At 63.7% G+C, this 25483-nt stretch carries 24 protein-coding genes; 13 read left to right on the plus strand and 11 right to left on the minus strand.

The window, feature by feature from the left end; genetic code table 11:
• Positions 1-4 precede the first annotated feature (4 nt).
• Together ABIC03_RS34320 and ABIC03_RS34325 are read right to left on the minus strand one after the other, a co-directional pair.
• Entirely contained in the window at positions 5-778 is a 774-nt protein-coding gene (locus ABIC03_RS34320; protein ID WP_502916960.1) for an N-acyl homoserine lactonase family protein, read from the minus strand.
• A gap of 11 nt (positions 779-789) precedes the next feature.
• Positions 790-1683 (minus strand): AraC family transcriptional regulator, encoded by an 894-nt coding sequence (locus ABIC03_RS34325; RefSeq protein WP_354064728.1) that lies wholly within the window; start codon positions 1681-1683, stop codon positions 790-792.
• Positions 1684-1873: 190 nt separating this feature from the next.
• On the opposite strand from ABIC03_RS34325, the gene ABIC03_RS34330 reads away from it, so the two are divergent.
• Positions 1874-2629: an SDR family NAD(P)-dependent oxidoreductase gene (locus ABIC03_RS34330; RefSeq protein ID WP_354064730.1), complete on the plus strand. Its 756-nt coding sequence runs from the start codon at positions 1874-1876 to the stop codon at positions 2627-2629.
• Between the two features lie 180 nt (positions 2630-2809).
• Here the strand turns inward: ABIC03_RS34330 and ABIC03_RS34335 are convergent, their stop codons facing one another.
• Positions 2810-4438, minus strand: a complete 1629-nt coding sequence (locus ABIC03_RS34335; RefSeq protein WP_354065028.1) for a methyl-accepting chemotaxis protein — start codon at positions 4436-4438, stop codon at positions 2810-2812.
• On the opposite strand from ABIC03_RS34335, the gene ABIC03_RS34340 reads away from it, so the two are divergent.
• Together ABIC03_RS34340 and ABIC03_RS34345 are read left to right on the plus strand one after the other, a co-directional pair.
• Complete coding sequence (locus ABIC03_RS34340) at positions 4322-4717, plus strand: hypothetical protein (RefSeq protein ID WP_354065033.1); 396 nt, start codon at positions 4322-4324, stop codon at positions 4715-4717. The two genes, ABIC03_RS34335 and ABIC03_RS34340, sit on opposite strands and share 117 nt — an antisense overlap.
• Before the next feature lie 302 nt (positions 4718-5019).
• Entirely contained in the window at positions 5020-5958 is a 939-nt protein-coding gene (locus tag ABIC03_RS34345; protein WP_354064732.1) for a helix-turn-helix transcriptional regulator, read from the plus strand.
• A 55-nt stretch (positions 5959-6013) separates the two neighbouring features.
• On the opposite strand, the gene ABIC03_RS34350 is transcribed toward ABIC03_RS34345, so the two are convergent.
• The gene (locus ABIC03_RS34350) at positions 6014-6895 is read right to left on the minus strand and encodes an HpcH/HpaI aldolase/citrate lyase family protein (RefSeq protein ID WP_354064734.1); all 882 of its coding nucleotides are present in this window, start codon (positions 6893-6895) and stop codon (positions 6014-6016) included.
• A gap of 110 nt (positions 6896-7005) precedes the next feature.
• Here ABIC03_RS34350 and ABIC03_RS34355 point away from each other — a divergent pair, with 110 nt between their 5' ends.
• Entirely contained in the window at positions 7006-7650 is a 645-nt protein-coding gene (locus tag ABIC03_RS34355) for a carbonic anhydrase (protein WP_275174610.1), read from the plus strand.
• A gap of 126 nt (positions 7651-7776) precedes the next feature.
• Here the strand turns inward: ABIC03_RS34355 and ABIC03_RS34360 are convergent, their stop codons facing one another.
• On the minus strand, positions 7777-8811 hold the full coding sequence (locus ABIC03_RS34360) for an aspartate-semialdehyde dehydrogenase (protein ID WP_275174609.1): 1035 nt from the start codon (positions 8809-8811) through the stop codon (positions 7777-7779).
• 116 nt (positions 8812-8927) lie between these two features.
• On the opposite strand from ABIC03_RS34360, the gene ABIC03_RS34365 reads away from it, so the two are divergent.
• Both ABIC03_RS34365 and ABIC03_RS34370 read left to right on the plus strand, forming a co-directional pair.
• Positions 8928-9716, plus strand: coding sequence for a hypothetical protein (locus ABIC03_RS34365; RefSeq protein ID WP_354064737.1), 789 nt, complete (start codon positions 8928-8930; stop codon positions 9714-9716).
• A gap of 156 nt (positions 9717-9872) precedes the next feature.
• Complete coding sequence (locus ABIC03_RS34370; RefSeq protein WP_354064739.1) at positions 9873-10259, plus strand: hypothetical protein; 387 nt, start codon at positions 9873-9875, stop codon at positions 10257-10259.
• 150 nt (positions 10260-10409) lie between these two features.
• On the opposite strand, the gene leuB is transcribed toward ABIC03_RS34370, so the two are convergent.
• On the minus strand, positions 10410-11522 hold the full coding sequence (gene leuB, locus ABIC03_RS34375) for a 3-isopropylmalate dehydrogenase (RefSeq protein WP_354064741.1): 1113 nt from the start codon (positions 11520-11522) through the stop codon (positions 10410-10412).
• A gap of 265 nt (positions 11523-11787) precedes the next feature.
• Between leuB and ABIC03_RS34380 the strand changes: the two genes are divergently transcribed.
• Positions 11788-12975, plus strand: a complete 1188-nt coding sequence (locus ABIC03_RS34380) for a YbfB/YjiJ family MFS transporter (RefSeq protein ID WP_354064743.1) — start codon at positions 11788-11790, stop codon at positions 12973-12975.
• A 165-nt stretch (positions 12976-13140) separates the two neighbouring features.
• Here ABIC03_RS34380 and ABIC03_RS34385 read toward each other — a convergent pair whose 3' ends face one another.
• The 4 genes from ABIC03_RS34385 to ABIC03_RS34400 all read right to left on the minus strand — a co-directional run bounded on the left by ABIC03_RS34385 (position 13141) and on the right by ABIC03_RS34400 (position 16456).
• Complete coding sequence (locus ABIC03_RS34385) at positions 13141-13923, minus strand: molybdopterin-dependent oxidoreductase (RefSeq protein ID WP_354064745.1); 783 nt, start codon at positions 13921-13923, stop codon at positions 13141-13143.
• Between the two features lie 15 nt (positions 13924-13938).
• Positions 13939-14568 (minus strand): cytochrome b/b6 domain-containing protein, encoded by a 630-nt coding sequence (locus ABIC03_RS34390; protein WP_354064747.1) that lies wholly within the window; start codon positions 14566-14568, stop codon positions 13939-13941.
• 182 nt (positions 14569-14750) lie between these two features.
• Positions 14751-15305 (minus strand): fasciclin domain-containing protein, encoded by a 555-nt coding sequence (locus tag ABIC03_RS34395; protein ID WP_354064749.1) that lies wholly within the window; start codon positions 15303-15305, stop codon positions 14751-14753.
• 383 nt (positions 15306-15688) lie between these two features.
• Positions 15689-16456, minus strand: a complete 768-nt coding sequence (locus tag ABIC03_RS34400; RefSeq protein WP_354064751.1) for an SDR family oxidoreductase — start codon at positions 16454-16456, stop codon at positions 15689-15691.
• 126 nt (positions 16457-16582) lie between these two features.
• Between ABIC03_RS34400 and ABIC03_RS34405 the strand changes: the two genes are divergently transcribed.
• On the plus strand, positions 16583-18112 hold the full coding sequence (locus ABIC03_RS34405; RefSeq protein WP_354064753.1) for a malonate--CoA ligase: 1530 nt from the start codon (positions 16583-16585) through the stop codon (positions 18110-18112).
• Between the two features lie 126 nt (positions 18113-18238).
• Here the strand turns inward: ABIC03_RS34405 and ABIC03_RS34410 are convergent, their stop codons facing one another.
• The gene (locus ABIC03_RS34410) at positions 18239-19099 is read right to left on the minus strand and encodes a sulfite exporter TauE/SafE family protein (protein ID WP_354064755.1); all 861 of its coding nucleotides are present in this window, start codon (positions 19097-19099) and stop codon (positions 18239-18241) included.
• 520 nt (positions 19100-19619) lie between these two features.
• Here ABIC03_RS34410 and sdhC point away from each other — a divergent pair.
• From sdhC to ABIC03_RS34435, 5 genes are all read left to right on the plus strand, one after another.
• Positions 19620-20018 carry a succinate dehydrogenase, cytochrome b556 subunit gene (gene sdhC, locus ABIC03_RS34415; protein WP_354064757.1) on the plus strand — a complete coding sequence of 133 codons (399 nt, stop codon included), beginning with the start codon at positions 19620-19622 and terminating at the stop codon, positions 20016-20018.
• The gene (gene sdhD / locus ABIC03_RS34420; protein WP_275174734.1) at positions 20015-20431 is read left to right on the plus strand and encodes a succinate dehydrogenase, hydrophobic membrane anchor protein; all 417 of its coding nucleotides are present in this window, start codon (positions 20015-20017) and stop codon (positions 20429-20431) included. Before sdhC ends, sdhD begins: the two co-directional genes overlap by 4 nt.
• Before the next feature lie 3 nt (positions 20432-20434).
• Positions 20435-22270 (plus strand): succinate dehydrogenase flavoprotein subunit, encoded by a 1836-nt coding sequence (gene sdhA, locus ABIC03_RS34425; protein WP_354064760.1) that lies wholly within the window; start codon positions 20435-20437, stop codon positions 22268-22270.
• A gap of 27 nt (positions 22271-22297) precedes the next feature.
• Entirely contained in the window at positions 22298-23080 is a 783-nt protein-coding gene (locus tag ABIC03_RS34430) for a succinate dehydrogenase iron-sulfur subunit (protein ID WP_354064762.1), read from the plus strand.
• Positions 23081-23270: 190 nt separating this feature from the next.
• On the plus strand, positions 23271-25445 hold the full coding sequence (locus tag ABIC03_RS34435) for a hybrid sensor histidine kinase/response regulator family protein (RefSeq protein WP_354064764.1): 2175 nt from the start codon (positions 23271-23273) through the stop codon (positions 25443-25445).
• Positions 25446-25483 lie beyond the last annotated feature (38 nt).

Raw genomic sequence — 25483 nt, forward strand, 5'->3', positions numbered from 1 at the left:
GCGCTTACACGGTCCAGTCTGGCGCGTGAGGCAGCTCGTCGCTTTCAGCCGTATCGTGATTGATCCAGATCTCGGCATTCTCGGAGCGAAGCAGCTCGACCACTTTGGCCATGGATGCGACCGTTGCCTGCGGGTCGGCATTGAAGGACGGCACGCGCATGTGCCGGAGGTTCTCGCGATTGTGCGCGACGTCGCCGCTCAACAGCACGGCGCCGCGCCGCGGTAGCCTCACCATCAGCGAGCAATGCCCGAGGGTATGGCCCGGCGTGAAGATCATGCGCACCGCGCCGTCGCCGAATACGTCGTGGTCACCATCGACGATCTGGTAAGGCCGCTCCTTCAACGCTTTGTAGTGCTGTAGCGAATAGCCGAATTCTTCAGGGTCCGGTCCGAACATGGCCTCGAATTCAGCCCGCTGAGCGATCCATGTTGCATTCTCGAACAGATCGACATTTCCGATATGATCGAAATGCGCGTGGGAAAGCAGGATCGTGCTGATGTCACGGGGCCTCACCCCGATTTCGTCCAATTGATCCGCGATGGGACGACGCACGACGCCGCGTATGCCATGCGCGATGATGCGTCCTTCCGGATGCTTCGATAGCGCATCCTCGATTCCCGTATCCCAGATCAGCCATTCGCCACGATGACTGACGAGATAGGCATTGCAGCTCAGCGTCATGGGGACGCCGACATTGACGCCCGGAGAATAGATCGAACCGTCCGAGACCTGCGCAATGCCGCCGTCGAGGATGTAAAGTCTGTCAACCGTCGCCAGTGGGGAACTCATCAAGCCGCCGATTCAATCCGCCGCTTCGCCTCGCGCATGTCGCGCCCAGGCGGCATGCCGAACAGCCGGGAATATTCTCGCGTGAACTGCGTGATGCTTTCGTAGCCGACCTGATGAGCCGCGGTCGCGATCTGCGCACCGTCGGCCAGCATCGCGCGGCGGGCTTCGATCAGGCGAAGCTGTTTCTGAAACTGTAGCGGGGTCAGCGAAGTGACGCTCCGGAAGTGCGCGTGAAATGCCGACGGGCTCATCGCCGCGGCTTTGGCCAACCGATCGACGCGCAACGGCTTGGCATAGCCGGCACGAATGAGCGCAACCGCGCGGCCGATCCGCTGTGCATGGCTATCGGCAATTCCGAGCGCCCTGATGGCCCCGCCGTGGCGGCCGGCCAGCAGCCAATAATGCAGCTCTCGCATCAGCTGGCCGCGCAAGATCGGCAAGGCCGAGGGACGGTCGATCAGGCGCAACAGCCGGAGCGCTGCCTCCGCGAGTTCCTGCTCTGTCGGCTCGACCCGCAGCGGCCGGGACGGAATGAACGGGAGCGAACCCATCTCGACCACCAGCCCCTCGATGATTGTGGGGTCGAGCTCGACGACGAGCGAAAGATAAGGCGCGGCCGCCGTCGCGCGCGTGATCTGGCTGACCGTCGGCACATCACTCGCAATCAACAAGGAATCGCCTGCACCGAAGTCGAAGGACGCCCGGCCGGTCGCCACACGTTTGGCGCCTTGCAAGACGAGTGCGACCAGAGGTCTGGAGATCGCGTACAGGAGCGCACTCGGCGCGGTCTCGCGGATGATCGAGACGCCGGCGAAGGGCGTGGAGGCGATGCCCTTGTCGTCGGCGTGAGCCGCGGAATAACGACTGGCGATCTGGAGCAGCGTTTCGGTCACGCGCCAATTTTAGGCCGAGCCCGGCGCGCAGGCAATCGGCACCGGCCCTTCAGGCAGAAAATCAGGAGTTTTGGGCAAGTCTGCTGTCGCCGCATCCCGGAGTGTTGGGCAAGACACTCCGAGGATCCGGCAACACCGTATGGTCGATCGCGGGCAAACGGAGATCACCGCAACGCTTCGAGGAATTCCGATGCCCACCATTTCTCTCGTCACCGGCGCCAGCCGCGGCCTTGGCCGCAACACCGCCATCGCCGTCGCGCGTCACGGCGGCGATGTGATCTTGACCTATCGCAGCGGGGCCGCCGCAGCACGCGAAGTCGTCGCCGAGATTGAATCGCTGGGGCGCAAGGCCGTCGCGCTGGAGCTTGACGTCACTGCCGTGTCGAGCTTTCCCGCGTTCGTCACAAAAGTTCGATCCGCGTTGGCGGAGCATTGGCGCGCCGAGAGAGTCGATCACCTCGTCAACAATGCCGGCCAGGGCGAGATGGCTGCAATCGCGGAGACGACGGAGCAACAATTCGACGCCCTGTTCGCCACGCATGTCAAAGGACCATTCTTCCTGACGCAGGCCTTGCTACCCTTGCTCGCCGACCAGGGCCGGATCATCAACTTCTCGAGCGGGCTGACGCGCGTCTCGTTTCCGGGATTTTCCGCCTACGCGGCTGCGAAGGGCGCCATTGAGGTTCTGACCGTCTACATGGCCAAGGAATTTGGTGGACGCGGCATCACGGCCAACGTCGTTGCGCCGGGCGCGATCGAAACCGATTTTCTCGGCGGCGCGGTTCGGGACATGCCGGATTTGAACAACCAATTTGCGCAGATGACCGCACTGGGCCGCGTCGGTTTGCCCGACGATATCGGACCGATGGTCGCGAGCCTGCTCGGTCCCGACAATCGTTGGGTCACGGCGCAGCGGATCGAGGTGTCCGGCGGCCAGACGATCTGAGCGAGGCGCGATTGGGCTAAGAAGCGGGCGCGTCCCCGGCGCCGCTGCCGCCCGCAGCATCGCCTTTTGATTCCCGCACGGCTACTGCGCCAATGCGTCGACATTGGACTCGCTCGATCGTGCCGACCATGCCGGCCTTGCAAATCCCGTAGCAGACCGTCAACGCGGTCTGCGCGAAGATCATGCACCAGCGGCCATCGCGGCGGCTTCCGCTGCGGCGCGCTGCATGCTGGTCGACATCTCGTTGGTCACCGTGCTTTGCTCTTCGATCGCCGCGGCCGTCGACGTTACGTATTCGCTGACATTGTTGATCGCCGTCTTGATCGAGCCGAGCGCGCTGACGACGTCTCCGGAGATGCCGTTGAGGCTACCGATCTCAGCGCCGATCTTGTCAGTGGCCTGCTTGGCTTGGTTCGCGAGGCTCTTGACCTCCGAGGCCACCACCGCAAAGCCCCGACCGGCTTCGCCGGCGCGGGCGGATTCGATGGTGGCGTTAAGTGCCAGGAGGTTGATCTGCCCGGTGATGTTGTTGATGAGCTCGACGATCCCGCTCATCGCCAGCGCCGCTTCAGTGAGGCGCTGCGCCTGGGCGTCGGCGGTGGCGACCTGCTCCACCGCGCTCATCGCCGTCTCGCGCGATTTGGTCATGGCCTCGGAGATCTCCCGCACCGAGGCGTTCAGCTCCTCCGATCCGGCGGCGACCGATTCCATCATGCCGCGGACGCGCTCGTTGCCCATGCGGACCAGCACCTGCTTCGTGACGTCGGTCGCATATTTCACGACCTTGAACGGCTTGCCGTTGAGATCCATGATCGGGTTGTACGAGGCCTGGATGTAGACCTCCTTGCCGCCCTTGCCGATGCGCTTGTATTCGGCCGCCTGGTACTGACCGCGGTTGAGCGCCGCCCAGAACTCGCGATTGCCATTGCCATCGCGCTCCGACGGCTCGACAAACATGCCGTGATACTTGCCCTTGATCTCGGCCAACGAGTACCCGAGCGCGCTCAGGAAGTTGGCATTCGCGGTGATGATCGTGCCGTCCATGTTGAACTCGATCACCGCCTGCGCCTTGTCGATCGCCGCGATCTGACCGGCGAGATCGGCGGTCTTCAGCTTCTCCGCCGTGACGTCGGTGGCGAACTTGACGACGCCGGACGGCTTGCCATTCTCGTCGAGCAATGGATTGTAGTAGGCGAGGATCCAGACCTCGCGACCGCCCTTGCCGATGCGCTTGAACTCGCCGGCCTGGTATTCGCCACGGTTGAGCGCGGCCCAGAACTCGCGATAGGCCGTGCCGTCGCGCTCGGCCTGTGGCACGAAGAGGCTGTGATGCTTGCCTTGGATCTCGGTCAGCGAATAGCCGAGCGCGTTGCAGAAATTCTCGTTGGCGGTGACAATGGTGCCGTCGAGCTTGAACTCGATCACGGCCTGCGCACGGCTGATGCCGGCGATCTTGGAAGCGTCCGCCATGCTGCGGATCTTCTTCCCGGTGATGTCGGTCGCAATCTTGGCGACCCTCACCGTCTTGCCGTTGCCGTCGAGCACCGGATTGTAGGACGCTTCGATCCAGACCTCGCGGCCGCCGTTCGCGATGCGCTTGACCTCGCGCGCCTGATACTCGCCATGGTTCAATGCGGCCCAGAACGCCTTGTACTCGGCGCTATCGCGCTGGTCGGCGGGAACGAACATGGAATGATGCTTGCCTTGGATTTCATCGAGCCGATAGCCGAGGGCGTCGAGAAAATTCTTGTTAGCCGTGATGATCGTCCCATCAAGATTGAATTCGATCATGGCTTGCGACCGGCCGATTGCCTCAATCTGAGCTTGTGCATCGACACGGGATTTACGACCGAACATTTCATCGCTCCGAAATTGATGGCCCGTTTGCAGCGCGTGGGCTTGCAAGCGATCGCAGAATTCATGATCTCGCTCGGAATCTCACGAGGACCGACCGTTCGTCGGCTCCGCGACCCAGCACATGAACGAGCTATACGAATCGAATTATCAGAGTATTTGTCCGATCGAAGACACAATGGCCGGATTCCGCCAACGCGATTAGCCGGACATAAACTTCCCGACCTTTGCTGACTCGCCGAACAGGCCATCGGCTTTGAATTGCGAACAAAGGCCTAAAGATCGTTATCGATAGTCGGCAATGCGGCCGGCAACGATCGATCACGAGTCCGTGGGCCCGAGGATCAGGTATGCGTATGGGGATCGGACAATTGGTCGCAGCCGACATGAGCGCGTTGATGCCTCCTCGAGTGATCCAGTCACGTCCGACAGCCGTCTCATTCAGTCTCGCATTGGCAGCGCCGGGGAGGCGATACGCTAGTCTCTGCGGGGAGGAATTCTGATTTGGGCGGCGTCTCTTTCTCGACCGGTATCCTTTGCTTCAGTCGCGCGACAGCGAGTTCGCGCGCGACCGCCTGTTCGCCGAATATGGCGCCGACCGCTTCGACAAGCACGGCGGCGAGTTCGGTATCCACGCCAATTTTGCGCGCTTGCAATCGATCGGCCTCGCGTTCTGCGGCTACGACGGTGCGGCGTCGCTCTCCTTTCCAGAATCGCAGATTCTCCGCCAGTTCTTCTCCATCCAGGGGGCTGCGAGCTTCAGGACCAATGGGAGCAGCGAGCTGATTGAGGCCTTCAGCCCGATCATCTCCGGAGACGCCAGGCTGGATCTCGAGTTTGCGCCGGGCTATCGCCAATTGGTCCTGAGGATCGATGCCGGCGCACTCGAGCGGTTGCTCAAGACAATCCTGGGCGATGATAGCGACACGGAGCTGCGTTTCGCCCCGGGCGAAGCTGATCCGTCGGTGATGACTCATGTTCGTCAGGACGTCTTTAGATTCGCGGAGGAGTTGGACAGGTTCGGCCAGGATTACTCCCCCATAGCCATCGGCGAACTTGAGCGGGCGCTGATGGTTCGAATCCTTCTGGCGCACCGGCACAATTTCACTGACCGGTTTCAGGGCCCGGCACCGGGCGCCAACCGATCCGTCATCGACATCGTCGAATCCTACATCGAGGCTCACTGGGACGAACCAATCGATCTGGAGAAGATGGCCGCAATCGCCAACGTCAGCGTGCGGACGGTTTATCGGGAATTCTCCCTGGCGGGGCGGGGATCACCGGGTCAGTTCGCGCGGCGCTTCCGGCTGCAGCGGGCGACGGAGCTCTTGCGACATCCCGATGAGCAGACCAGCGTAGTCGCCGTCGCGTTCAAATGTGGCTTCCAGAATCTTGGACGCTTTGCATCGGAATATCGGCGAGCGGTCGGTGAGCTGCCATCCGAAACCCTGAAGAATGCGAGACGGAGGCAGTGACGCGACGACGCAGTTCCTGAACTCGCAGCAAAGCGCTGTCGAAAGCGGCGAGCCCTCAACCCTTCCCCATCGCTGCAATCGCGTCCGCGATCTCGATCGTGCGCCGTGCCATGTCGGCGTGCAGGCGCTCCACCATGGCGCCGTCGAGACGGATCGCGCCCCTCGAGACGTTCTCCGGCAATTCGAAGGCGGCGATGATCTTTCGGGCGCGCGCGACTTCCTCTTCGGGCGGGGTGAAGATCGCGTTGCAGGCTTCGATCTGCGCGGGATGGATCAGCGTCTTGCCGTCAAAACCGAGATCGCGGCCTTGCGCGCATTCGGTGGCGAAACCGTCGGAGTTGGCGATGTCGCTGTAGGGGCCGTCGAGGATTTCGAGGCCATGGGCGCGCGTTGCCAGGATGCAATGGGTGATCATCGGGATCATCGCGGCGCGGCCGGGCAGCATCTTGATGCGCGTCTCGCGCGAGATGTCGTTCGGGCCGAACACGAAGCCTGACAGGCGCCGCGCGGGATCGCTCCCCGCGGCCGCCAGCTCTTCGGCATGCAGCACCGCGCGTGCGGTCTCGATCATGGCCCAGACTCTTACGGTCGGCGCCGCGCCGAGCCCGGCGAGGCGGTGGCCGATCGTGTCGAGGTCCTCCACGCTTGAAACCTTTGGAACCAGGATGCCGTCCGGCGAGGCCTTCGCCGCCATCGCGAGATCGTCGGCCCACCACGCCGTGTCGAGGCCGTTGGTCCGGATCAGGATCTCGCGCTTGCCGAACCCTTTGGCTGCGATCGCGGCGGCGATGCCGTCGCGCGCCACCGCCTTGGCATCGGGCGCGACGGAATCTTCCAGATCAAGGATCAGGCCGTCGGCGGCGAGATTACGCGCCTTTTCCAGCGCGCGGGGGTTGGAGCCGGGCATGAACAGATGGCTGCGGCGCGGGCGGGTCATGCAAGCGTTCCTTCCGTTTCCTCGTCTCACTTCCGACCGAAGCGGATAGCATCTGGCCTGCCTATTCGAAAGGCTTGTTCGCTCCAGCGGTATATGATTAGGCATAGGCCATGACCACATTCCCAGAGCATTTGCTGGAAGGCTACAAGGCCTTCGCCACCCAGCGGCTGCCGACCGAGCAGACCCGCTACCGCGAGCTGTCGGTGAAGGGGCAGTTCCCTGAAGTGATGGTGATCGGCTGCTGCGATAGCCGCGTCTCGCCCGAAGTGATCTTCGACGTCGGACCGGGCGAACTCTTCGTTGTCCGCAACATCGCCAATCTGGTGCCGGTGTATCAGCCCGACGGCAACGCGCATGGCGTCTCGGCGGCGCTGGAATATGCCGTGACGGTGCTGAAGGTGAAGCACATCGTGGTGCTCGGGCACGCCCAGTGCGGCGGCATCCGCGCCTTCGTCGACAAGATCGAGCCGCTCACGCCGGGCGACTTCATCGGCAAATGGATGCAGATGTTCATCAAGCCGGGCGAGGTGGTGGAGCAGCGCGACCACGAGACCATGGCGCAATTCGTCGAGCGCATCGAAAAGGCCGCGGTGTTCCGCAGCCTGGAAAACCTGATGACCTTCCCGTTCGTGCAGAAGGCGGTCGAGAGCGGCCAGATGCAGACCCACGGCGCCTATTTCGGCGTCGCGGAGGGATCGTTGTTCGTGCTGGACAAGGACGCGAAGGAATTCAGGAACGCGCGAAGCGTGGCGTAGGCCTGTCTCGACTCGGCCTGAATTCGTAGGGTGGGCAAAGCGTCGCGTGCCCACCACTTCTATCGCGGTCGTGGAGAGATGGTGGGCACGGCGCTTCGCGCCTTTGCCCATCCTACGGCAGCGGAGTTACGCCGCCTTCTTCTTCGCGCTGATCAGCTTGCGGTTGATCAGGACTTCCGCGATCTGGATCGCGTTGAGCGCGGCGCCCTTGCGTAGATTGTCCGACACGCACCACAGCACGAGGCCGTTCTCCACCGTCGCGTCCTCGCGGATGCGGCTGATATAGGTGGCGTCCTCGCCGGCGGCTTCATACGGTGTGGCGTAGCCGCCAGGCTCATGCTTGTCGATGACGAGGCAGCCCGGCGCCTTGCGCAGGATGTCGCGCGCTTCGTCCACGCTGATCGGATTCTCGAACTCGATGTTGACGGCCTCGGAATGACCGACGAAAACCGGCACGCGCACGCAGGTCGCGGAGAGCTTGATCTTGGGATCAAGAATCTTCTTGGTCTCCGCCATCATCTTCCACTCTTCCTTGGTGTAGCCGTCCTCCATGAAGACGTCGATCTGGGGAATGACGTTGAAGGCGATGCGCGCGGGAAACTTGTTATTGACCAGCTCCTGGTTGGTGTAGACGGCCTTGGTCTGCGAGAACAATTCGTCCATCGCATCCTTGCCGGCGCCCGACACCGATTGATAGGTCGAGACCACGACGCGCTTGATCGTCGCCTTGTCGTGCAGCGGCTTGAGCGCGACCACGAGCTGCGCGGTCGAGCAGTTCGGGTTGGCGATGATGTTCTTCTTCTTGAAGCCGGCGGTCGCGTCCGCATTCACTTCCGGTACGATCAACGGCACGTCCGGATCCATGCGCCAGGCCGAGGAATTGTCGATCACGACCGTGCCGGCGGCGCCGATCTTCGGCGACCATTCCTTCGACACCTCGCCGCCGGCCGACATCAGGCAGATGTCGACGTCGGAGAAGTCGTAATGCTCGAGCGCTTTGACCTTCAGCGTGCGGTCGCCGTAGGAGACCTCGACGCCCATGCTGCGGCGTGACGCCAGGGCCACAACCTCGTCCGCGGGGAATTTGCGCTCATCGAGGATGTTGAGCATTTCCCGTCCGACATTGCCGGTCGCGCCGACGACTGCGACTTTGTAACCCATCGTTCACTCTCCGACGAAAAAGCTCGTTCCTGAAGCTGAGGCTTAAACAGGAAGAGCAGCGCTTCTATGCGAGAACCGGCCTCAAGACAACGTTGGACCATGCCTTAGGGACGTGAATGCAGTCGCCCGAGGCCAGCTCGGCCGCAAACCCCACCCAGATCCATCTGGCGCTTGCAGCCTTCGCCGACGAGGTCGTCGGCACGCTGGCACGCTTGTTCGCCTATGTGGGGGCTTTGGTGCTGTTTGCCATCCTCGGCCTGGCGGCACTCGGCCAGCTGCCAAACTTGCGCGACGACGAGCCGGCGCTGAAACCGAATTGGAGCGTGGCCGACCGGTCGCCTCCGGCCTTCGCCCTCAGCCGGCTCGATTCGTCAGAAAAAACAGCCTCTTACACCATCCTCAGGCACCCCGAAGGCGGCCGCAGGGACGTGATGCGCTGGGCGGGCGAGGCGGACGAGGCCGTGGCCGAGCTCGAGATTTACCGGGAAGGCGGCGAATTCGACGTGGCGCGTCCGGCAACGATGGACCTGGCCGTCCGGATGGGACTGGGCACCGCGAACCCGCTGGAGCAAGCCGGCCTGATCGACACGAAGTTCGGCCCCGTCGCCCTGTTCCGGCCGACCGGCATCCCGGAAGGCACGCGGGCCTGCCTCGGCTACCTCAAGCGCAGCGAGGAGCCGGCGCTCCAGATCTCCGGATTTTCCTGCCAGGGCGACAGCCTGCCCGCCCGGCGCGCGGCGATCGCCTGCACGCTGAACCGGCTGACGCTGTTGACCTCGGGCAACGAGCCGAAGCTGGCCGAATTGTTCGCCCATGCGGAGCTGAAGCGCCGTCCCTGCGCACCGCCGGGATCGTCGGACTGGCTGCTCGGCGCCGCCAATGCGCAATTGCGCGGAGCGCTTTGACCGGCATCAAGCTCAAGTGGCTGTATCCATGCAACTTTTGCCGGCGCGCACGATTATTCAGCGCTGGTGTGACCCAATAGACCTAGTTGCAGCCGCCCCGGCCGGGTTAGTATGAGGGTGAAATTGATTGGCGGCTTGCCGCCTGAAGGGGACGTGATGAGCTCGAATTTCTCTGCCGCGAACAAACTGGCGATGTGGCTTGCGGCCGGCGCCGTGATTGCCATGTCCTCAGCCTTCGCGACACCCGCCTCGGCCGAAACCAAGAAGCAGCGCTATGACAACGGCCGTCCCTATTACGGTCCGAGCGGCCCCAACGCGACCTATCAGCAGGGCCGCACCCGCATCTATGTGAGCAAGCGCTCCTGGCTCGACGGCGGCACCGAGGTCAATCCGGGCGACCGCAAGTTCTCCGACTACGCCTTCCCGCCGGCGGTGGGCTATCCGACCTTCGCGCGCGAAAATCTCAACCGCCCGATCGATCGCCAGCCGCTGAGCACGCCGCAGGATGTTGGCGGCTATCCGCAGAATTTCCCGCTGTACTGAGGCGGACATATCGACCGAATCAAAATGGCCGGGCTCGCGCCCGGCCATTTTTGTTTGTCGTGTAGCCCGGATGGAGCGGAGCGCAATCCGGGATTTTTCAACGCGCCGCAAGAACCCCGGATTTCGCTTCGCTCCATCCGGGCTACGACTCTAGGCGTGCAGCTTCTGCAATTCCTTCAGGATCGCTTCGCCCATCTGCGTGGTCGAGGCGGCAATTGTGCCTTCCGACTTGATGTCGGCGGTACGCAGGCCGCTGGCCAGCACGGCGGCGATCGCGGCGTCGACCTTGTCGGCGAGCGCGCCCATGTCGAAGGAATAACGCAGCGCCATGCCGAAGGACGAGATCATCGCGATCGGATTGGCGAGACCCTGGCCTGCGATATCAGGCGCCGAACCGTGCACGGGCTCGTACAGCGCCTTGCGCTTCTTGCTCTTGACGTCAACCTCGCCGAGCGAGGCCGAGGGCAGCATGCCGAGCGATCCCGTCAGCATCGCAGCGATGTCGGACAGCATGTCTCCGAATAGATTGTCGGTGACGATGACGTCGAACTGCTTCGGCCATTTCACCAGCATCATGCCGCCGGAATCGGCGAGCTGGTGCTCGAGCGTGACGTCGGGGTATTCGCGCTTGTGGACCTGGGTCATGACCTCGTTCCAGAGCACGCCCGACTTCATGACGTTGCGCTTCTCCATCGACGTCACCTTGTTCTTGCGCTTCTTCGCAAGCTCGAAGGCGACGCGGCCGATGCGCTCGATTTCATAGGTGTCGTAGACCTGGGTATCGATGGCGCGCTTCTGGCCGTTGCCGAGATCGGTGATGGTCTTGGGCTCGCCGAAATAGACGCCGCCGGTGAGCTCGCGCACGATCATGATGTCGAGGCCCTCGACCGCCTCGCGCTTCAGGCTCGAGGCCTCCGCGAGCGCGGGGTAGCACACGGCGGGACGGAGGTTGGCGAACAGACCGAGATCCTTGCGCAGGCGCAGCAGGCCGGCTTCGGGGCGCACCTCGTAGGGCACCGCGTCCCATTTTGGGCCGCCGACCGCGCCGAAGATGATCGCGTCGGCGTCCTTGGCCTTGGCCATATCGCCTTCCGAGATCGACACCTTGTGCGCGTCGTAGGCCGAACCGCCGACGAGGCCGGTGTCGGTCTCGAACCTGGCGATGCCCGCCGAATTGAGCCAGTCGATCAGCCGCTTCACCTCGCCCATTACCTCGGGGCCGATACCGTCGCCGGGAAGCAGCAGCAGTTTGTGGGTCGCCATGGTCGTTCTTCCTCCGTTTCGTCATGGCCGGCATAGCCGGCCAAAGGACGGCGTCGCTTCCGCTCGCCTATGTCCCGGCCATCCACGTCCTTGCTTACGGCGGTGAAGAACGTGGATGCCCGGCACAAGGCCGGGCATGACGGCATCTCGTGAATTTCGGCCGGAGTGCTAGAGCGGCGTTGCGTGCTTGGCAAGACACCATTGCCGCTTCGGTTCTGTGCAAGGCGGGCAGGGCCTGCCACACTGCGCATGCCGGAGTACCCCCTTGCACGCACCTGACTTCCCCCCGCCCGCCCACCCCGCGCGGCTGATCCTGACCCTGTCGCTGGCTGCGACGGTCGGGCTCGGCATCGGCCGCTTTGCCTATGCCTTGGTGCTGCCGGACATGCGGGAGGACCTCGGTTGGTCCTACTCGGCGGCCGGTTTCATGAACACCATCAACGCCGTCGGCTACCTCGTCGGCGCCCTGGTGGCATCCCGGTTGATCGAACGGTTCGGCTGGTCGGCCGCGATCCGCGGCGGAACCCTGGCCTGCGTCGCGGCGCTTGCGACTTGCGCGCTGACCGGGAATTTCGTTGCGCTGAGCCTGGCCCGTCTCGCACTGGGCGTTGGCGCCGCAGCCGGCTTCGTCGCCGGCGGCGCGCTGGCCGCTTCCATCGCGCAGTCGCGGCCGGAGCGGGCCAATTTCCTGCTCAGCCTGTTTTATGCCGGGCCCGGCATCGGCATTCTCGCCTCAGGGCTGATCGCCCCGTTCACGCTGCAATATTTCGGGCCGGGCTCGTGGTGGATGGTGTGGTGGGCGATGACCCTGCTGTCCGTCGTCATGACCGTGCCGCTGTTCCTGGTCCGCATCGAGAGCGGCGTGCGTTTCTCGCAAGGCAGCCACGGCGCCTTCGCCATTTTTCCGGTGCTGATCTATCTCGCCGGCTACTTCCTGTTCGGCGCGGGCTACATCGCCTACATGACCTTCATGATCGCATATGTGCGCGACGGCGGCGGCGGAGCCGCGGCGCAGGCCGCGTTCTGGAGCCTGATCGGCTTGAGCGCCTTCGTCACGCCGTGGGCCTGGCGCCGCGTGCTCGCGCTCGATCGCGGCGGACTGGCGACCGCCATCATCCTCGGCACCAACGCGCTCGGCGCCGCCCTGCCGATGCTCGGGCATTCGCCGGCATGGCTCGCGGTGTCAGCCGTCGTGTTCGGCGTCGCCTTCTTCGCCGTGGTCGGCTCGACCACCGCCTTCGTGCGCTTCAACTATCCGCCCGAGGTGTGGCCGACCGCGATCGCGGCGATGACGATCTCGTTCGGCGTCGGTCAGACGCTCGGCCCGATCGTGGTCGGCGCGATCACGGACGCGCTGGGGAGCCTGAGTTACGCGCTGAATGTGTCTGCAGCGCTGCTGGCGCTGGGCGCGGTTGCGGCGCTGTGTCAGCGCAAAGTGGGGCCGGCTATATAGCGGGTGTCGTCCCGGCGAAGGCCGGGACCCATACCGCGTGATCTATCGATGGGTGCAGGCGAGAGTACAGTGGGAGGACGCTTCACTACGAATCTTCGCCAAACTTCTCCCTGTGGTTATGGGTCCCGGCCTTCGCCGGGACGACGATCAGGTTAACTCGCGGAGCTAGCTCCCACTAAACGAATTGTACCCCTGGTCTTCCCAATAGCCGCCCTTGTAGTCGTTGGTGACTTCCATCGACACCACGTATTTCGGGTTCTTGAAGCCGAGCTTGGTCGGCACGCGGATTTTCATTGGAAACCCATACGCGCGCGGCAGGATTTCGCCGGCGTATTTGAACGTCATCTGGGTCTGCGGATGCAGCGCGGTGCGCATGTCGAGCGGTGAATTGTAGCCGTCCTTGTCGGCGCACTGGAACCAGACGTACTTCGCGCGCGTGTCGGCGCCGATCAGCTTGAGGAAGTCGCGCATCGGCGTGCCGGTCCAGCTGCCGATCGCGCTCCAGCCCTCGACGCAGATGTGACGGGTGATCTGCGTGACCTGCGGCAGCTTGTACAATTCCGGAAGAGTCCACGACTTCTTGTTGTCGACGAGACCGCGGACTTCGAGCTTCCAGTCGGCACCGTCGACTTCGGGCGCGTCGTCGAGATCGTAATAGGCGTTGAACGGAAACGGCTTTGTGATCGCGCTTTCCGCAAATGTTGGGGCCATCGCATCGGGATTGAAGATGAAATCCTGCACGGCATCGTTGAATTTCGAAACCGACTTCAGCATCTCCTCGGCGGAGGATGAGTCGATCACGTCGCAGCCGGTAAGCAGCGTCAGCGCCCCCAAGCTGGCGCCGCCCGCGATGAAGCGGCGGCGGCTGACGTCTGGCATCGTCTTGATGGAGTCCTTGATCAGCAGCCGCTTGTCGACGCCGGGGATCAGGAATGAGCGCTTCGCCATGGTTCTTGCTCCGCTCTAGCGGCCGATGATCATCGCACGCAGGCTCTTCGGCACCAGCAGCGCGAGCAAAACGTGAATGACGAGGAAGGCGCAGATCGCGGCCATGCAGAAGAAATGGATGTAGCGCGCGGTTGGATAGTCGCCGAACAGGCTCACGAGCCAGTGCAATTGCACCGGCTTCCACATCCCCAGCCCCGACAGCACGATCAGGACGCCGACCAGGATGATGCCGGCATAAAGCACGCGCTGGACGTAATTGTAGACGGTGAGATCGGCATGGCCGAGCTTGAAGGTCAGGGCCGCCCTGACATCCTGGAGCACGCCGGACGGGGTGATCGGCAGCAGTTTTTTCCGGAAGCGGCCGGTGGCAAAGCCGGTGATGAGATAAGCGAGGCCGTTGATCATCAAGAGCCACATCGCCGCAAAGTGCCAGAGCAGGCCGCCGCCGAGCCAGCCGCCGAGCGTGTAGTCGCGCGGAAAGCTGAAACCGAACAGCGGCGAGGCGTTGTAGATCTGCCAACCCGACAGGATCATCAGGATCATGGCGAGGGCGTTGATCCAGTGCATGACCCGGACCCAGGCCGGCTGGATCACCTTGGTCGGGGTGGCGCTGACCTGCTCGTCGGTCACAGTAAGGCTCGACATGATGGTTCCGTCCTGAACATCGTCTGACGGCAATTATACGCCGATGCTTCCGCTTTCGTTACGCCCTGCCCGGCATCGAATCCATACCGGCGGTCTATCGTGGTCACAATAAAGCGAGCCGGGTGCCCCCGGCTCGCCATTTCGTCGCATCCGGCACGGGGATGAAGCCGGACGGCGCGGTGTCAGGTCGCCGGCATCAGCACGGTGTCGACCACATGGATCACGCCGTTCGACTGGTTGACATTGGAGATCGTCACCATCGAGGTGCCGCCCTTGGCATCGACGATCCAGACCTTGCCGTCCATCTTCTTCACCGTCAGCTCCTCGCCTTCAGCGGTCTTCATCTTCTTGCCGTCGGTGAGATCGGAAGCCTCGAGCTTGCCGGGCACGACATGGTAGGTCAGGATCTTGGTCAGCGTCGCCTTGTTCTCAGGCTTGACCAGGGTATCGACGGTGCCGGCCGGCAGCTTGCCGAAGGCGGCGTTGGTCGGCGCGAACACCGTGAACGGGCCCTTGCCTTCCAGCGTCGGCACCAGGCCGGCCGCCTTCACCGCCGCCACCAGCGTGGTGTGGTCCTTCGAGTTAACCGCGTTCTGGACGATGTTCTTGGACGGGAACATCGCGGCGCCGCCGACCATGACGGTCTTTTCCTCGGCGCGGGCGGGCGCGACGACGGTCGCGGTGATGGCCAGCGCGCTGAAAGCTGCAGCGGTAAGATAGGCAATGCGCTTCGACATGGAGAGTCTCCCGATTGGATGGTGACCGGCGGTCGCCGGCGTTTGCGTTGGGCAACAACGGTGGCTGCGACCTGTGAGCGTGAAGCAGCAGCGACGTCGTTGGCTCGAATTACGGGAGGGTTTGCGAAGCGGTTTCGGATTAAACTTCTTTGTGATGCTTGAAACTAAGTGCGGGTTTGCTCGTGGGGTGAGGCGAGCGCACCACACACTCCGCTGTCGTCCCGGACAAGCGAAGCGACGATCCGGGACCCATAGCCACAGGGAGACATTTGGCGAAGACTCGGAGTGACCGTCTAGCGCGACAACTTTTCCCTGTGGTTATGGGTCCCGGGCTCGCGACTTCGTCGCGCCCCGGGACGACGAGGAGAGATTGCGGCAGCGCGCTACACCTCAATCCTGTTGTGCGGCGTCTGGATAAATCCGCGATTATGCGTCGGGCTGATCAAGAGCTCGTTGATGCACACCCGCGCCGGCATGCTTGCGATGAACGCGATGGTGCGGCCGAGATCTTCGGATTGCAGCATCCTGGCCTGCTCCTCCTCGCTCGGCACCACCGGGCGCAACTTCAGGATCGGGGTCGCCACCTCGCCCGGCATCAGGCAGCAGGCACGCAGGCCGTTGACGCACTCGTCCATGTTAAAGGAATGGGTCAGCGCCAGAACCGCATGCTTTGTCGTGGTGTAGGCCGGGCCCGGCATTTTCGAGACGTGGCGGCCGGCCCAGGATGAGACGTTGATGATGGAGCCGTCCTGCTGCTTGCGCATCGTCGGCAGCACTGCGCGCATGCAATAGAGCACTCCGTTGAGATTGACCTGGACCAGTTGGTCCCAGCCCTCCAGTTCCATGTCCTTCCAGCTGCGCTTGGGGACATTGATGCCGGCATTGTTGACCAGCAGGTCGATCCGGCCGTGCTTCGCGACGATTTGATCGGCCGCCTTCTGGGCCGCGGCGGCGACCGATACGTCCAGCGCGATGGCCTCGGCGGCCCCGCCCGCCCCGGTGATCTTCGCGACCACGGTATCCAGGGCGTCCTTGCGCCGGCCGGAGACCACCACCGTCCAGCCGTCGGCCGCCAGCGCCTCGGCGCCGGCCTCCCCGATCCCGCTGCCCCCGCCTGTCACCCAGGCCACGCGTTTCCCGTTTTTGGTCATGCAAACTGTCTCCGTTGCTTCATCGGGGCGGTTTTTGCTAATCCAGCCCTCGGTTTTGACCGGCCTTGTCTGACGAGCCTTGCTTATGAGCCTTGCGGTCAATCCTTGCGGTCGAGGAAATCTTGCATGAACCAAGCTGCCAACGCCAATTTGTTTTCCCGCCTGTTCGACGGCCTCGACGATCCGAAGCGCCTCGCGATCGAGACGCATGACGGCGAGCGCATCAGCTATGGCGACCTGATCGCCCGGGCCGGACAGATGGCCAATGTGCTGGTCGCGCGCGGCGTGAAGCCCGGCGACCGCGTTGCGGTTCAGGTCGAGAAATCCGTGGCCAACATCGTACTGTATCTGGCGACGGTGCGGGCCGGCGCGGTCTATCTGCCGCTCAACACCGCCTATACCCTGAACGAGCTCGACTACTTCATCGGCGATGCCGAGCCCTCGCTGGTGGTCTGCGATCCCGCCAAGGCGGAGGGCCTCGCCCCCATCGCCGCCAAGGTGAAAGCGACAATCGAGACGCTCGGACCTGACGGCAAGGGCTCGCTGAGCGAAGCCGCCGACAAGGCGAGCAGCGAATTCACAACCGTGTCGCGCGCAAACGACGATCTCGCCGCGATCCTCTACACGTCCGGCACCACCGGCCGCTCCAAGGGCGCGATGTTGACCCACGATAATCTGGCGTCGAACTCGCTCTCGCTGGTCGGCTTCTGGCGTTTCACCGACAAGGACGTACTGATCCACGCACTGCCGATCTACCACACCCACGGCCTGTTCGTGGCGACCAACGTGACGCTGTTCGCGCGCGCGTCGATGATCTTCCTGCCGAAGCTCGACCCGGATCTGATCATCAAGCTGATGGCGCGCGCCACGGTGCTGATGGGCGTGCCGACGTTCTATACCCGCCTGCTCCAGAATGCCGCGCTGTCCCGCGAGACCACAAAGCATATGCGGCTGTTCATCTCGGGCTCGGCGCCGCTGCTGGCCGAAACCCATCGCGAATGGTCGGCGCGGACGGGGCATGCCGTGCTCGAGCGTTACGGCATGACCGAGACCAACATGAACACCTCGAACCCCTATGACGGCGAGCGCGTGCCCGGTGCGGTCGGCTTTCCGCTTCCCGGCGTCTCCGTGCGCGTCACAGATCCCGAGACGGGCAAGGAGCTGCCGCGTGACGAAATCGGCATGATCGAGGTCAAGGGCCCCAACGTGTTCAAGGGCTACTGGCGCATGCCGGAGAAGACCAAGGCCGAATTCCGCGACGACGGCTTCTTCATCACCGGCGACCTCGGCAAGATCGACGCCAAGGGTTACGTCCACATTCTCGGTCGTGGCAAGGATCTCGTCATCTCCGGCGGCTTCAACGTCTACCCCAAGGAAATCGAGAGCGAGATCGACGCCATGCCCGGCGTGATCGAATCCGCCGTGATCGGGGTGCCCCACGCCGATTTCGGCGAGGGCGTCACGGCCGTGCTGGTCTGCAACAAGGGCGCCGATGTGACCGAGGCCGCGGTGCTGAAGGCACTCGACGGCCGGCTGGCAAAGTTCAAGATGCCCAAACGCGTCTTTGTCGTCGACGAGCTGCCGCGCAACACCATGGGCAAGGTGCAGAAGAACGTGCTGCGGGATACGTACAAGGATCTCTACGCGAAGAAGTAGGGGCTGTTGTTCGCAGCACTCTCGTCGTCATTGCGAGGAGCTCTTGCGACGAAGCAATCCAGACTGCCGCTGCGGAAAGACTCCTGGATTGCTTCGCTTCGCTCGCAATGACGGAGTTTGGGGCGCTCACTGCCCGCCTAACAAACTCAGCACAAACCGGCTGCCGACGATAAACAGATAACACCCGAACGCCATTTCCAGCGTCCGCTTCGACATCGCGTGCGCGGCTCTCACGCCAAGCGGCGCGGTCACGAGGCTCATCGGCATTACCAGGACCGCTCCGATCAAGGAGACGTAGCCAAGCGCGAACGGGACTTGCAGGGCTGCAACGCCTGGATAGTGCGCCGCCGCAGGCCAGCCGGCGTAGATGTAGCCGAGCGCGCCGGGGATCGAGATCAGCACCGCGAGCGCCGACGAGGTCGCCACTGCTTGATGGATCGGACGGCCATAGAACGTCATCAGCAGATTCGAAAACAGGCCGCCACCGATGCCCATCAAGGTCGACAGAATGCCGACGCAGAAACCGTAGAATCGCATCAGCGGCCCCTTCGGCAAGTCATCGCCGAGCTTCCAGCTCTCGCGCGCGAAGATCAGCCGTACCGCGGCCGACCAGGCGACGGCGACGAACACGATCTTGAACAGCCGCTCCGGCGCGTAGCGCGCGACCACGCTGCCGGCGACGACGCCGATCAGGATCGGCAGCCACCAGACCCGGAGGATCGCAATATCGACGGCGCCGCGCTTGTAATGCGCCTGGAACGAACGGATCGAGGTCGGAATGATGACAGCGAGCGAAGTGCCGATACAGAGCGGCATCCGCACCTCGAGCGGCACACCGGCGATGCGGAAGCACTCGTAGAACACCGGCACCAGAATCGCGCCGCCGCCGATGCCGAACACGCCGGCCAAGAATCCCGAGAGCGCGCCGGTTGCGATCAGCAGCAGCGCGAGTTCGACGATTTCCTTGATATCAAGTCCTGCAATCACCCCTGACCTGCCCCGGCGATGGCTCGCAACTTCTCCGATGCATCGCTCGGACAGCTGGCCGCAATGCTCTAGGCGATCTGATTTGTCGGGTCGACCGGTGGGTTGCCGTTCTGGGGTGGGATGCAGGCTGCGCATATCCGCCCGTCTCGCGAAAAATCGGTGCGCTTGGCGGAAATTGGCGATTGCTCGCCCACCATCGCTGCCGGTTCGAACGTCATGAACCGACTGGTTCGAACCCTAGCCGGCCCGCTGCGGCTTAGAGCCGTTCCAATAGTAATTTCAATGCGTCTCAGCTCTCGTAACAAGAGATGAATTTAAGTTCTTTCTTTCGTCGGTGCGCCACCGCCCTGGTATACCAAGGCGCTGATTGGCCTTGTTACATCAAGGGCCTAGAGCTGAACCCAGGTTCGATTGATGGCGATTTGGTGATTGCGCAGGTGAAATCGACTCCGTAAATAGAGCCGACCTTTCGCGATCCCCGCGCGCCCCATGCTGGGCCGCAATAAAGCAATTGAAGCCCATGACCGCACGGATCGAACGACCGCTTTCGCCGCACATTCAGACCTACCGTTGGACCCTGACGATGGCGCTCTCCATCGTCCATCGCGCCACCGGAATTGCCCTCTACGCCGGAACGCTGCTGCTGGCCTGGTGGCTGATTGCGGCGGCCTCCGGCCCTGCCGCCTATGGCCACGTCCAGGCCTTCACCGGCAGCATCATCGGCCGGCTGATCGTGTTCGGCTACACCTGGGCGCTGATGCACCACATGCTCAGCGGCATCCGGCATTTCGTCTGGGATCTCGGCTACGGCTTCAAGGTCAATGAGCGCGAAGCGTTGACCTGGGGCGCGCTGATCGGCGGCATCGTGCTGACCGTCCTCGTCTGGATCATCGCCTACGCGATCGGAGGCGGACGATGAGTTTCGACGAATCCCACGGCTCTCCGAAGGGCTCCTCCATGCGCACCCCGCTCGGCCGCGTCCGCAATCTCGGCGCGGCACATTCGGGCACGTCCGATTTCTGGCGCCAGCGCATCACCGGCGTCGCCATGACGCTGCTGATGATCCCTGTGATCGTGATTGTGATGATGCTGCTCGGTCGCAACCAGGCCGGCGCCGCACAGATCCTCGGCTCGCTGCCGATCGCGGTGATCCTGCTGCTCTTCATCTTCGCCAGCGCCTGGCACATGAAGATCGGCATGCAGGTCGTGATCGAGGACTACATCCATAACGAGAAGCTGAAGCTCATCTCGATCATGCTCAACAACTTCTTCTCGTTCGCCGTGGCGCTGGCCTCGACCTACGCGATCCTGAAACTTTCCTCCGGAGTGTAAGCCATGGCCACAGACACCAATGGCAAGGCCAACGGCGCTCCCGCCACCAACGGCAAAGCCTATCCGATCGAAGACCACACCTATGACGTCGTCGTGGTCGGCGCCGGCGGCGCGGGCCTGCGCGCCGTGGTCGGCTGCAGCGAAGCCGGTCTTCGGACCGCCTGCATCACAAAGGTGTTTCCGACCCGCTCGCACACGGTCGCGGCGCAGGGCGGCATCTCGGCGTCCCTCGGCAACATGCACAAGGACGATTGGCGCTGGCACATGTACGACACCGTGAAGGGGTCGGACTGGCTGGGCGACCAGGACGCGATCGAATACATGGTGCGTAACGCGCCCGAGGCTGTCTACGAGCTCGAGCATTGGGGCGTGCCGTTCTCGCGCACCGAAGACGGCAAGATCTACCAGCGCCCGTTCGGCGGCATGACGCTGGACTACGGCAAGGGCCAGGCGCAGCGCACCTGCGCCGCCGCCGACCGCACCGGCCACGCCATGCTGCACACGATGTACGGCCAGTCGCTGCGCCACGCGGCCGAGTTCTTCATCGAGTTCTTTGCCATCGACCTGATCATGGACGACCAGGGCACCTGCCGCGGCGTCATCGCGCTCAAGCTCGACGACGGCACGCTGCACCGCTTCCGCGCCCAGACCGTGATTCTGGCGACCGGCGGCTATGGCCGCGCCTATGCGTCCTGCACCTCGGCGCACACCTGCACCGGCGATGGCGGCGGCATGGTGCTGCGCGCCGGCCTGCCGATGCAGGACATGGAGTTCGTGCAGTTCCACCCGACCGGCATCTACGGCTCGGGTTGTCTCGTCACCGAAGGCGCGCGCGGCGAAGGCGGCTATCTCGTCAACTCCGAGGGCGAGCGCTTCATGGAGCGCTATGCGCCCTCCGCGAAGGATCTGGCCTCGCGTGACGTCGTCTCGCGCGCGATGACCATCGAGATCCGGGAGGGGCGCGGCGTCGGCAAGAAGAAAGACCACATCTTCCTTCATCTCGACCATCTCGATCCCGCCGTGCTGGCCGAGCGCCTGCCGGGCATCTCGGAATCCGCAAAGATCTTCGCCAATGTCGACGTGACGCGCGAGCCGATCCCGATCGTGCCGACCGTGCACTACAACATGGGCGGCATCCCCACGAACTATCACGGCGAAGTCCTGACCAAGAAGGACGGCGACGACAACGCCATCATCCCCGGCCTGATGGCGATCGGCGAAGCCGCCTGCGTCTCCGTGCACGGCGCCAACCGCCTCGGCTCCAACTCGCTGATCGACCTCGTCGTGTTCGGCCGCGCCGCGGCGTTGCGCCTCGCCGAGAAGCTCACGCCGAACGCCAGCCAGCCGGAGTTGCCGGCGAACTCGTCCGATCTGGCGCTCGGCCGGCTCGACCACTACCGCTACGCCTCCGGCGGCACGCCGACAGCCAAGCTGCGCGAAGGCATGCAGCACGTGATGCAGAATAATTGCGCGGTGTTCCGCACCGGCGACATCCTGAGCGAAGGCCAGAACCTGATCGAGAAGGTCCACAGCGGCATCAGCGACATCGCGGTGTCCGACCGCTCGCTGGTGTGGAATTCCGACCTGATCGAGACGCTCGAATTCGACAATCTGATCTCGCAGGCGGTGGTGACGATGAACTCGGCCGCCAACCGCACCGAGAGCCGTGGTGCGCATGCCCGCGAGGACTTCTCTGACCGCGACGACAAGAACTGGATGAAGCACACGCTGGCCTGGCTGGAAGATTCCGGCAAGGTCAAGATCGAGTACCGCCCGGTTCACGACTACACCATGACCAACGACGTCCAGTACATCCCGCCCAAAGCACGCGTGTACTGATCGAACAGCAGCGAAGGCTCTATCGAAATGGTTGAATTCGCACTTCCGAAGAACTCCAAGATTTCAGGCGGCAAGACCTGGCCGAAGCCCGCGGGCGCGACCGAAACCCGCGAATTCCGCGTCTATCGCTGGAATCCGGACGACGGGAAGAATCCGAGCGTCGACACCTATCACGTCGACACCCATGATTGCGGTCCGATGGTGCTGGACGGCCTGATCTGGATCAAGAACAACATCGATCCGTCGCTGACCTTCCGCCGCTCCTGCCGCGAAGGCGTCTGCGGCTCCTGCGCCATGAACATCGACGGCCAGAACACGCTCGCCTGCACCCGCTCGATGCACGACGTGAAGGACGGCGCGGTGAAGATCAATCCGCTGCCGCACCAGCCTGTCGTCAAGGACCTCATCCCCGATCTCACCAATTTCTATGCGCAGTACGCCTCGATCGAGCCGTGGCTGAAGACGACCTCGCCGACGCCGCAAAAGGAATGGAAGCAAAGCCACGAGGACCGCGAGAAGCTCGACGGCCTCTACGAGTGCATCCTCTGCGCCTGCTGCTCGACCTCGTGCCCGAGCTATTGGTGGAACAGCGAGCGCTATCTCGGACCTGCCGCGCTGCTCCAGGCCAACCGCTGGGTGTCTGATTCGCGGGATGAGGCCACCGGCGAGCGGCTCGACGATCTCGAGGATCCGTTCCGCCTCTACCGCTGCCACACCATCATGAACTGCGCGAAAGCCTGCCCGAAGGGCCTCAACCCGGCGGAAGCCATCGCCGAGCTCAAGCTCAAGATGGTCGAGCGCCAGATCTAGGCGTCATTTATGCTGCAATCCCCGGCCGCAACGGCCGGGGCATGCTACGACGGGCCCGTGTTCGAGTAGATTTCATCTCCGCTCCCTGCGCGCGCGAATCGGCGGATTGCAACCACCGGTTCCCGCCACAAGCTGCTTCCTTCCTGGCGGGAAATTCAAGTAAGCTCTCCGGCGTGGGACCGGAGCGACCGTGCAGGGCGCGCAACGCAATTCGCTGAAACTGTTGCAGTGGATGATGGGCGCATCCCTGGCGCTCCCGATTGCGCTGTTCGCGATTGCCTCCTCGATCTCCTACACCTCGACACACGACATCGGCGACCGCGAGATCGAGCGCACCCTCGATGTCGCGCATGAGCACGCACTCAAGGTGTTCGAGACGATCGACCGCAGCCTCGCCGAGCTCAACGAGGTGGTGCGCGGCCTTGCCGACGATACCATCCGCTCGCGCGAGCCGGCCCTGCACCGCCGCCTGAAGCGGCTGACCGATTCGCTGCCGCAGCTCAAATCGGCGTGGATCTTCGATGCGGACGGAAAGTCACTGGTCAACAGCCTTGCCTCGCCGCCGCCGGAGCAGAGCTTTGCGGATCGCGACTATTTCTATGCCCATGTCGACCAGACCATCGGCACGTTCATCGGCGCCTCGCTGACGCCGCGCGCGCCCTATCAGGGTGCGCGCTTCTTCGGGGTCAGCCGCCGCCGCGACTCCGACGACGGCGGCTTCATCGGCGTGATCCAGGCCTCCGTCCTGCCGGAATATTTCGAGAGCTTCTATGCCAGGATCGGCACCGATCCCGGCAGCTTCTTCGCGATGGGACGCACCGACGGGGTGCTGCTGGCGCATCTGCCGCGGCTCGATCGCGACCTTCGGCTCGAACCCACCGGGCCGGTCCGCCAGAACATCGCAGCCCACCCGGAGCATGGCCTCATCACCGTCGCGTGGCCGTCGGACGGGATCGAGCGCCGCATCGGTTACCGACGCGTCGCCGAATATCCGATCTATGTCAGCGCGGGGCTCGAGACCTCGGCGATCCGCGCGCGCTGGTTCGCCACCATGGGCCAGCATCTGGTGTTCGGCATTCCCGCCACCGCGCTCCTCTTCCTGCTGCTGGCACTGGCGATCCGGCGCACCCAGCATCTGCAGGCCGAGGCCGCGGCGCGGCGCGAAGCCGAGGAGGCGCTCAAGCACAGCCAGCGCCTGGAGGCGCTTGGGCAGCTCACCGGCGGCGTCGCGCACGACTTCAACAACCTCCTGACCGTGATTCGTGCCTCCGTCGACCTGTTGAACCGGCCGCAACTGAGCGAGGAGCGGCGCCAGCGCTACATCACCGCCATCGCGGACGCGGTCGCACGCGCGGCCAAGCTGACATCGCAGCTGCTCGCCTTTGCGCGGCGCCAGACCTTGAAGCCGGAGGTGTTCGACGTCGGCGCGCGGATGCAATCGCTGCACGACATGCTCGCGACGCTGCTCGGACCCGCGATCGAAATCGCGATGCGGCTGCCGGCCGAGCCCTGCCTCGTCAATGCCGATGCGAGCCAGTTCGAGACAGCGTTGATCAACATGGCGACCAATGCGCGCGATGCCATGCACGGCAAGGGCAAGATCGTTCTCAACGTCGCGGCCGCGACGACGATTGCGGACACGCGGGCTGCCGCCGCGGGCAGTCATGACCTTGCAGGCAACCATGATCTTCCAAATCATCTGGGCTTTGTCGGCATTGCCGTCAGCGACACCGGCATCGGCATTCCCGCTGCGCGGCTCGAGCGCATCTTCGAACCGTTCTTCACCACCAAGCAGGTCGGCCACGGCACCGGTCTCGGCCTGTCGCAGGTGTTCGGCTTCGCCCGGCAATCCGGTGGCGAGGTGACTGTCACGAGTGAGGTGGGGCACGGCAGCACATTCTCGCTCTATCTGCCGCGCGTGCCGCCGGACCTGCTGCCGCAGCGGCAGGCCCCGAACACGGCCCCGGCGGTCGCCGGCAGCGGCATGTCCGTGCTGCTGGTCGAGGACAATATCGAGCTTGCCAATTTCGCCGCCGACGGCCTCACCGAGCTCGGCTACAGCATCACGCTGGTCGACAATGCAACCGATGCGCTCGCCGAGCTGGTCATGGACGCCGATCGCTTCGATATCGTTTTCTCGGACATCGTGATGCCCGATATGACCGGGCTCGACCTGGCGCAGGCGATCCGCGACCGCGGCATCGGCGTGCCGGTCGTGCTGACCACCGGCTATAGCGAGGCGCTGTCCCAGGACGGCAATTTCGAATTCGAGCTCGTGCAAAAGCCCTATGCGATCGATCAGCTGTCGCGCGTGCTGCACCGGGTCGCACGGCTCCGCCGGGTGCGCGACGGCGCAGCCGAATGAGCGGCGCTTGGAACCCACGGGAACCTTTTGATTTATCT

It is taken from the genome of Bradyrhizobium sp. RT6a (assembly GCF_040547675.1).
Taxonomy (GTDB): Bacteria; Pseudomonadota; Alphaproteobacteria; order Rhizobiales; family Xanthobacteraceae; genus Bradyrhizobium.